13 protein-coding genes are annotated in these 12,219 nt (G+C 52.3%); 8 read left to right on the top strand and 5 right to left on the bottom strand.

Annotated elements, in window-relative coordinates; all coding sequences use genetic code 11:
• Together BST81_RS10525 and BST81_RS10520 are read right to left on the bottom strand one after the other, a co-directional pair.
• The gene (locus BST81_RS10525; RefSeq protein WP_075598484.1) at positions 1-627 is read right to left on the bottom strand and encodes a biopolymer transporter ExbD; all 627 of its coding nucleotides are present in this window, start codon (positions 625-627) and stop codon (positions 1-3) included.
• 107 nt (positions 628-734) lie between these two features.
• The gene (locus BST81_RS10520) at positions 735-1,184 is read right to left on the bottom strand and encodes a hypothetical protein (protein WP_143780301.1); all 450 of its coding nucleotides are present in this window, start codon (positions 1,182-1,184) and stop codon (positions 735-737) included.
• A gap of 280 nt (positions 1,185-1,464) precedes the next feature.
• Between BST81_RS10520 and BST81_RS10515 the strand changes: the two genes are divergently transcribed.
• Together BST81_RS10515 and BST81_RS10510 are read left to right on the top strand one after the other, a co-directional pair.
• Entirely contained in the window at positions 1,465-1,779 is a 315-nt protein-coding gene (locus BST81_RS10515; protein ID WP_075598482.1) for a hypothetical protein, read from the top strand.
• Positions 1,780-1,914: 135 nt separating this feature from the next.
• Positions 1,915-2,097 (top strand): helix-turn-helix domain-containing protein, encoded by a 183-nt coding sequence (locus BST81_RS10510; RefSeq protein ID WP_216351289.1) that lies wholly within the window; start codon positions 1,915-1,917, stop codon positions 2,095-2,097.
• Between the two features lie 354 nt (positions 2,098-2,451).
• Here the strand turns inward: BST81_RS10510 and BST81_RS10505 are convergent, their stop codons facing one another.
• Positions 2,452-4,119: an AarF/ABC1/UbiB kinase family protein gene (locus BST81_RS10505; protein WP_075598480.1), complete on the bottom strand. Its 1,668-nt coding sequence runs from the start codon at positions 4,117-4,119 to the stop codon at positions 2,452-2,454.
• Between the two features lie 149 nt (positions 4,120-4,268).
• Here BST81_RS10505 and BST81_RS10500 point away from each other — a divergent pair, with 149 nt between their 5' ends.
• Both BST81_RS10500 and BST81_RS10495 read left to right on the top strand, forming a co-directional pair.
• A complete protein-coding gene (locus tag BST81_RS10500; RefSeq protein ID WP_216351288.1) occupies positions 4,269-5,708 on the top strand; it encodes an adenylate/guanylate cyclase domain-containing protein in 1,440 nt (479 codons plus the stop codon).
• Positions 5,709-6,009: 301 nt separating this feature from the next.
• Entirely contained in the window at positions 6,010-6,588 is a 579-nt protein-coding gene (locus tag BST81_RS10495; protein WP_075598478.1) for a Uma2 family endonuclease, read from the top strand.
• An 83-nt stretch (positions 6,589-6,671) separates the two neighbouring features.
• Here BST81_RS10495 and BST81_RS10490 read toward each other — a convergent pair whose 3' ends face one another.
• A complete protein-coding gene (locus BST81_RS10490; RefSeq protein ID WP_075598477.1) occupies positions 6,672-7,733 on the bottom strand; it encodes a mannose-1-phosphate guanylyltransferase in 1,062 nt (353 codons plus the stop codon).
• A gap of 99 nt (positions 7,734-7,832) precedes the next feature.
• On the opposite strand from BST81_RS10490, the gene BST81_RS10485 reads away from it, so the two are divergent.
• Positions 7,833-9,164, top strand: a complete 1,332-nt coding sequence (locus tag BST81_RS10485) for an LCP family protein (protein WP_253188209.1) — start codon at positions 7,833-7,835, stop codon at positions 9,162-9,164.
• Positions 9,165-9,485: 321 nt separating this feature from the next.
• On the opposite strand, the gene BST81_RS10480 is transcribed toward BST81_RS10485, so the two are convergent.
• The gene (locus tag BST81_RS10480; protein WP_075598511.1) at positions 9,486-10,364 is read right to left on the bottom strand and encodes an AraC family transcriptional regulator; all 879 of its coding nucleotides are present in this window, start codon (positions 10,362-10,364) and stop codon (positions 9,486-9,488) included.
• 162 nt (positions 10,365-10,526) lie between these two features.
• Here BST81_RS10480 and BST81_RS10475 point away from each other — a divergent pair, with 162 nt between their 5' ends.
• From BST81_RS10475 to BST81_RS10465, 3 genes are all read left to right on the top strand, one after another.
• Entirely contained in the window at positions 10,527-11,159 is a 633-nt protein-coding gene (locus BST81_RS10475; RefSeq protein WP_075598476.1) for an FMN-dependent NADH-azoreductase, read from the top strand.
• A 229-nt stretch (positions 11,160-11,388) separates the two neighbouring features.
• Positions 11,389-11,778 carry an MAPEG family protein gene (locus BST81_RS10470; protein WP_075598475.1) on the top strand — a complete coding sequence of 130 codons (390 nt, stop codon included), beginning with the start codon at positions 11,389-11,391 and terminating at the stop codon, positions 11,776-11,778.
• A 28-nt stretch (positions 11,779-11,806) separates the two neighbouring features.
• On the top strand, positions 11,807-12,214 hold the full coding sequence (locus tag BST81_RS10465) for a VOC family protein (RefSeq protein ID WP_075598474.1): 408 nt from the start codon (positions 11,807-11,809) through the stop codon (positions 12,212-12,214).
• Positions 12,215-12,219 lie beyond the last annotated feature (5 nt).

The following is a 12,219-nucleotide window of genomic DNA, read 5'->3' as shown; positions in this document are numbered from 1 at the left end:
TCAGAATGCCGATCGGGGGCTGGGCACTGTTGCGCCGCCCGGAATTGGCGCAGCAGTGGGAGAGGGGTTAAACAGACTCCCCGGGGTGGGGGAGCTGCCCGGCAGGGGCACCAGTGGGCTACTGGTTGCTGGCGGAGTGTAGGGATTGTAGGGGCTGGTAGGGGTGCCATAGGGATTAGGCACAACACTGGGACTAATTGGGACCGTCTGATTGGGAGCACCGGGAACTACACCCAGAGCCACCCGATCGCCACCCCCAATGGCCCGAATCAGGTCAAAGATCTGCAGCACGCTATCATAGCGCACGTCTTTATCGGCATTAACGACGACCATGCCATTGGGATTGAGCTGGTAATACCCCACCAATTGCTGTTTTAATTGCTCTTGATTGAGGGGACTGCCATCCAGGTAAATTTGGCCTGCAGGATCGATCGTCACCAGTCGCCGATCCAGTTCCTGCCGATCGCCAGTCCCGGCTGTGGGCACATTGACCCGAATTGCAGCCTGTTCGCGGGTTAACTGCAGGGAAGCCAGGATAAAGAAGGTCAGGATGCAGAAGATGACATCAATCAGCGGCACAATTTGAATCTGTACTTCTTCGCCGGGGGTATCCAGGTTGATCTTCATAGGTCGGAGCAATCATGGGCAAAATCTCTTAACAACCTTAGCATCATGTCGGACGAATGCCGATGGTGGAGGGTATGACCGGGTCATCAAGCTCACCCAGTCAATGGCTACATGGTTTGTTTGCGATGATATCGCCCTGGTTTACAGGCTCCGTACACCATGAAACCGCCCAGCCCGATCGCCCCAATCCCAGCCAGAAGGTGCATCATCTCTGTTCTCTGGTTCCCGATCGTGAGCCTCGGCCTGGAAGCCGTTTGAATGAATTGATTAATTTGATTGGCCACAGTTTGAGCGGCTTGCTGATCCGGTGTTGGATCGATAGCGAAAGGGACTTTCATCGCCTGACTGCGAAGAATAACTTGATAAAAAGGCCGCCCATCCTCATCTGTTCCAATTACCTTTGCTTCTGCCCGATCCAGGGGCTGAAGTTTCGTTTGCTTTAGCGTCAAACCCAGAACCTTGTCTTCCTGTTGGCAGTAGACTAGATTCAGGGTCCTGCGATCGCAGGTTAACACCTTCGATTGGGGAACGGCATACGCTACAAAAGTGGTTCCCACAAGCAAGAAACTAAGCCCAATTAATAGGAACGGGAGAGGAAACATCTGTAAGTTATGGCAGTGAAATAATTTTCAAAACTTCATCAATAATTGTCAAGAAATTGAGTCTTAACTTTCCGAAAACCCTCTAAAACAGCTTCGCCAGAGCGTGGGCTTCTCCTGCTTGAAGTAAAATTTGATGTCTTGATGATTGATTTTTCCAGAGGTCTTGCTAGCCTCATAAAAGGTAGTGCTATTGGAAAGCACCATTTATCACCAATTATTATTATTCAAAAAGGCAATGAGTCGGTACTCTTATCGTTGGATCGAACAATGGTGTCAGGAAAATGGTTGGACAGACCTGTTCCTGGAACGGCGAATGTACTGGGCCTTTCCACCAGGGGCTGTGATGCCCCTGCCCATCCCTTCGGAGGCTCTGGAAAGGATTAAGGCTCGCAACGGTTTGAGTCTGACTGAGAAGAGCTGGAGTGCCGCTGCTATCGCCATCTCCCTGACATCCCTGATTCTGACTTGGGTATTTCAGTCTCCCATGCCCCTGGTTTCTGCCTTTGCCTTCTCTGCGATCGTGGTGGCCCAACTCGATAATGATGAGTAAGTACTCTGTAAATTAAGTTTTTGGACTCAAGTGAGCTAGTAGTAGGCTGTGCTCAGTCCTATTGTGACCCGAGTAGACATAAAGAAGTGTCAGGTTGAACTGCGTCCAACCGACCGTGAATATCTAGAAAATCTGTTGCGTAAAGGCCAACTGGGAGCCAGGCAATTTAAGCGGGCGACCGGGCTTTTGGAACTTCACCGGGGCAAATCGATCGGTGCCGTGGCGACGACCTTAAGTGTTTCCGAGGCGACGGTGCGGACGTGGCGCGACCGCTATGAGCGCTTTAGCGCTCAGATGGAACAGATTCTCTGGTTGTAAGCCCAACCTTACGACACCGCTTATCCGGTTATCTCTTGACGGGATGCCGCTTAGCTCACCCGTACCCCCAACGGACAAAACGAGAATAAACCTTGTTTTGCCAAGCGCTGGCGACTCAGTACTCTGATGCCCGTAAAATGGAAATCCTCCATAGGTTTTACAGAACTTGAGTTTGTTTTTGATGCCTATAAATATCTCTAACCTATACATATCAGCAGTTTCACTAGTCTGCCATCCAAAAGCTCCTGAAAGCTGTCTCATGATGAGACAGTTCAACCCAAAAACCATTTCAAAAACCTATTGGCATTCCAAAAACTATTGGAACTTAACAGTACACAATCTCAGAGCAAGGCATTAACGCAAGCGACCCGATCGCAGAATGCTCACCATTAACCAGAGGCCAATCAAGCTGGCCGCAACAAAAAGGCCACTACTGACCCAGAAGAGCTGACTGCTCTGGCTATTGGAAAATACGGTGGCAGCCCCGATGATGAGGGAACCGACCACAATGCTGAAGGAAAGGCGATTGGCGGAATCGTCTAGGCTGCGACGGAGGGAGTCCAGTTCCCGCAATGTCAGGTTCCATTGTAAGGTTTCGGAGGTAACCCGATCGAGGAGCTGTTCCACCTGCTGGGGAGCCTGCAGCGAGAGGTTTTTCAGATCTAACAACGATCGCAACATGGTAGGTAAGGGCGCTTCCCCCAGCAACTGACGCCGAAAAATATCCGTCATCAAAGGCCGGATCTCTTCAATGAAATTGAATTGGGGGTCGAGCTGACGGCCCACCCCCTCCAGGTTTGCGATTGCCTTGGCACAGAGTCCCAGGTTGCCGGGAATCTGGATTTTGTTCTTGCGAGACGCCTGCAAAACTTCGTAGAACAGATGGCTGAAGTTGATCTCCGACAGGGTGAGGCTGTAGTACTGGCGCAGGAGTCGCTCAAAATCAGCCTGGAGCTGAGCTAGGTTGACGGAACGGGGAGTTGGAGCCAGTTGCAGGGCCAGACGACTGCAACGCTGGGGGTCTAGACTGGCGATCGCTAGCAGCAACTCCACCAGCAACTCGCGGGTACGGGGGTCGAGGCGGCCCACCATGCCGCAATCCAGCAGGGCCAGCCGATGATCCGCCAGGTAAAACAGGTTGCCGGGATGGGGGTCCGCGTGGAAAAAGCCATCGATGCAGATTTGCTGAAAGAAAGCCCGCAGCAACAGGGTGGCGATCGCTCGGCGCTCAGTGTCGCTATTACCGGCATAGAGCGGATTATTAAACGTTGCCTGCAGTAGCGGCCCTCCCTCCAGCCATTCCATCACCAGCAGCCGATCGCTGGTCAGATCCCAGTAAATCTCTGGTACCAGAATTTGCTCCGGCTCAAAAAGACGACTGGTGGCCAGATTTTGCTTCAGTTGAGTCGTGAACGTGGCTTCCTGGGTAAAGTCCAGTTCGGCTCGCAGGGCGACAGCAAACTCTTCCGCCAGGGCAATGACATTGTAGGACTGGCCAAATTCTGTCTGGGAGACCAGCACCGCCAATCCCTGGAGGAGCAGGATATCCTGCCGAACCAGTTCCTCCAGGCCGGGACGCTGCACTTTGACCGCCACAGGACAATCGTCCCGCAAGATGGCCCGATGGGTCTGGGCGATCGACCCGGCAGCCACTGGCTCTGGCTCAATACTAGCAAAGACTTCCTCCAGAGGCCGCTGCAACTGCTGCCGGATTACCCCTTCCACCTCTGGCCAGGGCACCGGCGGCACCTCAGCCTGCAGACTGGTGAGGGCTTCGATATAGGAGGAGGGCAACAGATCAGGGCGGGTACTCAACAACTGGCCCAGCTTGACATACACCGGCCCCAATTCCACCAGCACATTCCGCAGGATGGTCGGAGGAGGCAGTTCTGGCTCATTCACCTTTCTGCCGGTGAGCAACCGCCGCATGTAGTCCCAACCATTGCGGAAGAGGATTTCGAGAATATCTCGCCGTCGGGAGTTGGTTTGGAAGATCGCCGAGAGGATAACATTGGAGTTCATGGATGCTGCAAAGGCTGAGACGCATAGGGACAGCCTAACGTATTGCCAGGGTAGCCGGATGGGCCAGAAGATTTCCTGAGAGCCCTTTCTCGCAGAGAATGAGTAATCAACGACTGATTGTAGGCCAGTTGTAAGGAAGCATCATCCCTGTGGAAGCCCCGCTCAAGACATTCTTTGACCTTTCCCCTGATTTGCTCTGTATCCGCAATCAGGACGGTTACTTCCAGGACTTAAATCAGTCCTGGGTGAGGGTCTTGGGCTGGTCTGTGGAGGAGTTGAGATCGACCCCCTGGATGGAGTTCGTCCACACCAATGATCGGGCAGAAACCGATGAGATGGAGGTCCTCTGTCAGGCAGAACCGTCCCTACAGTCGATGGTGCAATATAAAAATCGGTATCGCTGCAAAGATGGGAGCTACCGCTGGTTATCCTGGCGGTTGTCCCCTTACCAGAATGGCCTCAGCTATGGCATCGCCCAGGATGTCAGCGAAAAAAGCTGGAGTGGCAGCCAAGCCTATCGGGCCGGGATTGAAGAGGCCCTCAAGTTACGGGATCAGGCCATTGCCGCCAGTAACGCCGGGATTGTGATCGCGGATGCCCGACTCCCCGATATGCCCCTGATCTATGTCAATCCAGCGTTTGAGCGCATGACGGGCTATGCCATCTCAGAGGTGCTGGGCACCAACTGTCGGTTTCTGCAGGGCCAAGACCGGGAGCAGCCTGAAATCGACCGACTGCGTTTTGCCATCAAAGGTGGAGAAGATTGCACCGTTGTTTTACGCAACTATCGCAAAGACGGTACCCTGTTCTGGAATGAACTCCATATTTCGCCCATTTATGACAATAGCGGGAAACTGACCCATTTTGTTGGGGTACAGACGGATATCAGCGATCGCAAACGGGCTGAAAATGCCCTGCAATTTGAAAAGGAAAAATCAGAGCAACTGTTGCTGAATATTTTGCCCCGCTCGATCGCGGAAAGATTGAAGCAATATCAAATTGGAGCCACGACCAAACACAATGGAGAAGCCTTCATTGCCGATGGTTTTGAAGATGTCACCGTCCTCTTTGCCGATCTGGTCGGGTTCACGGAGCTGGCCAGCAACATTTCTCCCAAAAAGCTGGTCGGATTGTTGAACCAGATCTTTTCTGTGTTTGATGACCTCACGGAACAGTACGGCCTGGAGAAGATCAAAACCATTGGGGATGCATACATGGTGGTGGGGGGACTGCCCGATTCCCGCCGGGACCATGCAGAGGCGATCGCAGATATGGCCCTGGCCATGCAACACAAGATTGCCCAGTTCAGTGCCAGCCATGGGCAACCCTTTGCGATCCGGGTGGGCATCAACAGTGGTCCCGTGGTGGCCGGGGTGATCGGCACCAAGAAGTTCAGTTATGACCTCTGGGGCGATACGGTGAACCTGGCCAGCCGCATGGAATCCCAGGGGCAACCCGGTAAGATTCAGGTAACTGCAGCCACCTATGAGCGCTTAAAAGCCCAGTATCAGTTTGCGTCCAGAGGTTCGATCTCGATCAAAGGAAAAGGGCTGGTGAACACCTATTGGCTCACTGGTAAAACTCCTTAGGATCGTGGATTTAATAACTCCGAAATTTTCAGCCCTCACCCCCAACCCCCAACCCCTCCCCCTCTCCCGCTGGGAGAGGGGGCAGGGGGGTGAGGGCAATCAGGAGTTTATCGGTGTTATTTAATTCTCATTCCTTAAAATCCCCTGCCTCCAGGAGGAGTGGATTCGTAGGAAGAGGATTAGATCTGCCTGACTGCTCTGGGGGAGACAATTTTGAATCCAACTGCCCGACAGCCGTTAATTTTTGAATTGGTATTAGTATGGAAGGTAAGCCAGATGTGGCGTTTTGGAGGTCAGGGATATGGTACAGGCCAACCTTCAATTAGACGATCTGCCCCAGCGACGGTGGACTGTAGAGGAGTATCATCGGATGCTCGTTACGGGTATTTTGACCTCTGACGATCGGGTTGAGCTATTAGACGGACAGATCATTGAAATGGTACCGCAAGACCCTCCTCATGCTGCAACCACCTCCAGTTTTGGCAATGATTTAGTCATACTGTTTGCAGATAAAGCCTGGGTGCGTCAGCAGTTACCGATTACGATCGCTCCTAACTCAGAGCCTGAGCCAGATATCGCAGTCGTGAAGATTGACTCCAGACGATACCGGAATCGTCATCCTATACCAGAGGATATTTACCTGGTCATCGAAGTTGCAGATACAACCCTGAATTACGATCGCAAGCGAAAGGCCAAAGTTTATGCTGAGGCCAATATTCCGGAATATTGGATTGTTGATGTCAATCAACAACAATTGCTTGTCTTCCGTGTCCCTCAGGGAGATGTCTATCAGGTAGAACAGGTGCTGGGGGTGAACGATACGATCGCCCCGATTGCGTTCCCAGAAGTGGTCATTGGATTGTCGAGTTTGTTTGGTTGATGCCAGAGATCGGGGCGATAGCCCTAGCCATTTGGATGAGGAGTAGGGAGTGGGGTGGGTTCAGCAACCTGAAGACCGTTGTCTTATAACAGCGACTGAAATTGGGGATCCCGCTTGAGCAGTTCCAGCGCTTTCTTGATCTCCTGGGTGCGATCTTTCTTCACAATCAAGGTGGCCTTGCCATCCCGGACCACCACCACATCCTCCAGCCCGATCGTCACAATCACCTCCTCCGGATCGGAGGCATAGAGGATGGTGCCCTGGGTATCCAGCCCCACATGGGTGGCCAGTTCCACATTGGGATGGTCCCCTTTGAGCAGCCGCTCGATCGCATTCCAATCCCCCAGATCATCCCAACTGAAGGCCACCGGAAAAACACAGGCTTTCTGCGTCTTCTCCATCAGGGCATAGTCAATACTTTTCTTAGTCAGGGATGGATAGGCCCCTACCCCCTGGGTTTGCAACGGTTGCAGAATCTCTGGCGCATGGGTGGCCAGTTCTGCCAGAACTACACCAGCCCGGAACAGGAACATACCACTGTTCCAGCTAAACCGACCACTGGCCAGGAACTCTTCCGCTGTGGCCCGATCGGGCTTTTCCGTAAAGCGATTGACCCGATAGGCCGGAAGATCGGCAAAGGTCCCGATGGGTTCCCCCTGTTCAATGTAACCGTAGCCGGTCGAGGCATAGGTGGGGGCAATTCCCAGGGTCACCAGAACTTCCTGCTGCCGGGCCAGGGTTGCCGCAGCCTGCAGCGTCTTCTGATAGGTCTCGGGCTCACCAATCCAGTGGTCTGCCGGAAATAGTCCCAGCACCGCCTCTTCCCCATGGCGTTTCGCTACTTCGATCGCTGTCCAGGCCACTGCAGGAGCCGTATCCCGCCCTTCCGGTTCCACCAGCAGATTTTCCTCTGGCAATTCCGGCAGTTGTTCCCGCACCTGATCGGCAATGGGAGCCGCTGTGATCACCCAGAGTCCATCCCAATTCCCTGACAGAGGTAACAACCGATCGGCAGTGGATTGTAACAGGGTTCTCCCGCTCCCATCTAGGCTCAAAAACTGCTTGGGACGACTTTTCCGGCTGAGGGGCCAGAAGCGTTCTCCCTTCCCTCCGGCCAGGATGACACTGACTAACGTTCTATCCATAGACTGATTAACGCTGCGACTACATCATATCTTCCCTTTTCCCTCTCTCCACCCTGAGGCTACAATTGCAATGGTTAGCACGAGAAGGTGGTAGAAGGAGTGGATCAGTCCGGTAGCGATTTCAAACCCTACATCCCTGCTCCCGGCGGCAATCCCCTTCCCTCTAAAGGGCTGATATGGGCCCGCTGGCTTTTCTGGGGCTTTGCATTTGCATTGACAACAACCCTCTCAGTCACAATTGGGGCCACGATCGCCCTCCTGACCCCCCTCTCTCCCAAGTTAATCCCCTGGGAGAAACAACGCACCATGCCCGATGTCTGGCGAACTGGTTTTCAGTATCGGGTGGCCCGTCCAATTAATGTGCTGGTGATGGGGGTCGATCGGGTACCGGAAGCAGCCAACGATCCAGCCCTGATTTTCTCCGGTCGCAGTGACACCATGCTATTGTTGCATCTGGAACCCAAAGAGGGCACCGTCAGCATTCTGTCGATTCCCCGCGATACTCAAGTTGAGATTCCCGGTCTGGGGGTGGATAAAATCAATTCCGCCAACGCTGCTGGGGGAGCTCCTCTAGCAGCGCGAGTCGTGAGCCGCACCCTGAATAATTTGCCGATCGATCGCTATGTTCGAGTCAGCACCGAAGCGTTTCGGGAACTGGTGGATCTGCTGGGAGGCGTGGATGTGTATGTGCCCCGGCCTATGTCCTATGTGGACAATACCCAGAAGTTGAAGATTGACCTAGCCCAGGGCTGGCAAACCCTGAATGGCAGTCAGGCAGAGCAATTTGCCCGCTTTCGTCAGGATGAGTTGGGGGATATCGGACGGATTCAACGGCAGCAGGTCCTGATCAAAGCCCTGCGAGAGCGGTTGTTGAGTCCCGGCGTGGTGCCTAAGATTCCGGAAATGATTCGCCTCCTGTCGCGCTATATCGATACCAACTTGACCCTGGAAGAACTATTGGCCCTGGCTAACTTTGGCCTCAAACTGGAGCAGGGAGATTTGAAGATGGTGTTGCTGCCAGGTCGTTTCAGCGCACCGGGAGAATTTGTTGCCAGCTACTGGATTTTGAATGAGAAGGGACGCGATCGGGTACTGGAGAAATACTTCAAAGCCTCCAGCCAAAACCAACTTCTGGCCGATGAGACCCTACGCAATCTGCGGATTGCCATCCAAAATGCCTCTGGCAAACCGAAGATGAGTAGTCAAGTCGCCGACTATTTGCAGAGTAAGGGGTTTACCAATGTGTATGTGATTCAGGATTGGCCCGATCGACTGCGCCAGACCCTGGTGATTCCCCAGCAGGGGGACCTGGATGGAGCCACCGCCCTGCAACGGTATCTTAGCCTGGGGGTGGTCGAAGCCGATTCCACCGGCGACCTGGAATCGGACATCACCATTCGCATCGGCCAGGATTGGGCCAATGCCCCGTAAAGCAGTAGCGATCGAGCCCACACTGCGGAAAGCGCGCTACACCCTAAATCCCTGTCCCAGAGAGGGAGAAAGCCTTGGGTTTGTTACTTATGTACTACTCCTATCATCTTGGATATCCTTCAGCGCTTAACCCCTGGCCAATTTGGCTTTGCTGAATGCAAATATGAATTACCCTCATCCCCAACCCTTCTCCCGCAGGAGAAGGGAGCTAAAACTCTTGTTCCCTCTCCTTTGGGAGAGGGCTAGGGTGAGGGCTGCATAAGGCTCAAGCACGAAAATCATACTTCTATTCAGCAACGCCGCCAATTTTTGGGGATCACCTCATAAGCATAGGACTCTGAAAGCAGTGGGGGTCATCCCTGTAACCTGTCGAAATTGTTTACTCAAATGACTGTGGCTATTAAACCCACACAGGAAAGCAATCTCTGTAATCGATCGATCTGGTTGTTTCAAGAACTGTTTGGCCCGCTCTATTCGTTGTTGGAGCAGATATTGATAGGGTGTGGTTCCGAGCGATTGCTTGAACAAACGACTGAAATGAAATGGACTCATATCCAGGAGTTGGGCTAAATCCGCCAGCTTAATCTCCTGACCCAGATGATCGTTGATATACTCCAGCACCTGCATCAGTTGACGCTCAGATAACCCTCCCGCATAGGTGGGTAGGGGAGGGTTGGCTGTTGCATATTGCCTCAGCAAATGCACGGCCAAGACATTGGTCAATGAGTCGATATAGAGCCTGCCCCCTAAGTTTTCCTGTTGCAGCTCCGCAAACAACATCAGGCCGATCGCTTCAATTTTGGCATCGCGAGTGCGAAATTCAGGCCGTAATTCCAGCCGATCCGAATTCATGTCAAGGGTTGCTTGCGCCACATTTTGAATAAACTGGGATGCAACTCGAATCTGCAAGTAGTGGTCCTCACTGTCCCACCGGGCAAAAAATGGTGTCTCCGCAGGTGTTACAGAAATGTCTCCTTTCCCATAGAGTCCCGTATAAGTCCTGCCTGCTTTCATTTGCATCAATCGGACTGGGCGAGGGGCCAGGGACAGACAAATCGCATGGTCATCTTTGTAATGGCAGATGCCCTCTCCAGGAGCGTGTTGAAATTGCTCTACTAGAATGTTTTCCCAGCCCTGGTTCTGGCTGGACAGGACAGGAATGGGAGTCGATTGAGGGGGATGGGGGATAGATGGTTTCATCCTGGGAACCCAATTCGTCTGGCTCCGATTGTATCTACCTTTGGCTGGCTGCTGCTGCAAGATTGCAAAATTCATCGCAAGATTTTGACAGGGGCACAGGAATTAGATAGCTGGACACAGGCCGTTTTCCTAAGCTGAAAGGGTAATGAATCAGGAGGACCTATGGCCCATTTATTACACATTGATGCCAGTCCGCGTGGGGAACGATCGCACTCTCGCAGACTCACCCGAGAATTCGTTGAGTCCTGGAAACAGACCCATCCAGGTGACATTGTTACCTACCGGGATATTGGTCGCCATCCTGTGCCCCATGTGGATGAAGCGTGGATTGCTGCAGCCTATACACCGTTAGAGCAACAGACACCACAACTGCAGAACGCCATTCACCTCAGTGATCAACTGGTGGACGAGTTCATTGCTGCAGATATCTATGTTATTGGTGTTCCCATGTACAACTTCAGTGTTCCCAGCACATTCAAGGCATACATTGACCAGATTGTGCGTCCGGGCCGCACCTTTGCCTTTGAACCAGAAAATCCTACCAACCCCTACCAGCCCCTTGTTCTGGATAAGAAAATGTTCATCATCACAGCCCGGGGGGATTCTGGCTTTGGGCCGGGTGAGCGCAACGAAAAGCTGAATCATCAAGATCCCTACTTGAGGACGATCTTTGGGTTCATCGGCATTACTGACCTTACTTTTGTGCATGTCGAGAATGGTGAACTGGGTGGTATTAGTTTGGCGCAATCGATCGCAAATGCTCAGGCCAAAATCATGGAACTGGTTGCCATATAGCGTGATGCAACAACATTGGATTACGCAATCCTGGCAGGAACCTTGCAAAAATTAGTGACTCAGAAAGACGTTTGGGATCTCTACCTTAAGGCAGGCTTTCTCTCAAAGTTGCTCAACGGGTGGGAGGATAGGACATAGCAAAACCTATGACATCATGGTCTATGGCGGTGGTTTGCGCGTTTCCTGTGACTTCAAGTTGAGTATTTTAATCCTGTCGGAGGTTTAAGTTATGACCACTCCTCTCTGGGGTCTGGTTATTTTCATTGGGTGGACGATCGGGGTGGTTGTGTTGTTGCTCACGGTCAGAGTTCGACACCTATCCGCTGGGGGGTCTCCCAAAGACTTCGGGACGCCCAATGAGGAAAGTCTGCTTTGGCGACTTTTTCGGGTGCAATCCAATCTGGTTGAAAACCTGCCTTTATATCTTGGAGTGGTGTTCCTTCTCACCGTTCGAGGTGTCTCTGGAACCGTAGTAGATGCTCTGGTGGTTCTGTACATGGCTGCTCGACTGACCCATTCCATGATTCACATCGCGGGGATGAATCCCGTGTTTCGACTCTCCAGTCTGGCCATTCAGTTAGTCTGTCTGGTTGCTTTAACTGGCCTGGCCATTTTCTAGTTGATCAGAATCTTCTAAAGGAGAAACCATGGCGACTCAGATTTTCGTCAATCTGCCGGTCAAAAATCTCAATAAGTCTATAGAATTCTTCACCAGTCTTGGCTTCAAATTTAATCCCCAATTCACGGATGAAACTGCCACTTGCATGATTGTGAGTGAGCATATTTTCGTCATGCTTTTGACGGAAGAAAAGTTCCAGACGTTTACGCCTAAAGCCATTTGTGATGCCACAAAAAGCACTGAAGTGCTGGTGTGTTTATCTTCCGAAAGTCGAGCAGCAGTTGATGATATGGTGCGCAAGGCCGTTGCTGCAGGTGGAACCACCTACAATGAACCGCAAGATTACGGTTTTATGTATGGGCATGGGTTTCAGGATCTAGATGGCCACATTTGGGAAACAATGTACATGGAACCTAGTGCGATCGACCAGAGTTAACCAGT

Source organism: Leptolyngbya sp. 'hensonii' (assembly GCF_001939115.1).
Classification (GTDB): domain Bacteria; phylum Cyanobacteriota; class Cyanobacteriia.
The sequence above is the reverse complement of the archived record's forward strand: the minus strand, read 5'-3'. Positions and strand labels throughout refer to the sequence as shown.

Bases quoted from the DNA above. Each gene is read 5' to 3' on its own strand.
- BST81_RS10525 (WP_075598484.1), bottom strand. From the start codon at position 627: ATGAAGATCAACCTGGATACCCCCGGCGAAGAAGTACAGATTCAAATT.
- BST81_RS10515 (WP_075598482.1), top strand. From the start codon at position 1,465: ATGAGTCGGTACTCTTATCGTTGGATCGAACAATGGTGTCAGGAAAAT.
- BST81_RS10505 (WP_075598480.1), bottom strand. From the start codon at position 4,119: ATGAACTCCAATGTTATCCTCTCGGCGATCTTCCAAACCAACTCCCGA.
- BST81_RS10495 (WP_075598478.1), top strand. From the start codon at position 6,010: ATGGTACAGGCCAACCTTCAATTAGACGATCTGCCCCAGCGACGGTGG.
- BST81_RS10490 (WP_075598477.1), bottom strand. From the start codon at position 7,733: ATGGATAGAACGTTAGTCAGTGTCATCCTGGCCGGAGGGAAGGGAGAA.
- BST81_RS10480 (WP_075598511.1), bottom strand. From the start codon at position 10,364: ATGAAACCATCTATCCCCCATCCCCCTCAATCGACTCCCATTCCTGTC.
- BST81_RS10475 (WP_075598476.1), top strand. From the start codon at position 10,527: ATGGCCCATTTATTACACATTGATGCCAGTCCGCGTGGGGAACGATCG.
- BST81_RS10470 (WP_075598475.1), top strand. From the start codon at position 11,389: ATGACCACTCCTCTCTGGGGTCTGGTTATTTTCATTGGGTGGACGATC.
- BST81_RS10465 (WP_075598474.1), top strand. From the start codon at position 11,807: ATGGCGACTCAGATTTTCGTCAATCTGCCGGTCAAAAATCTCAATAAG.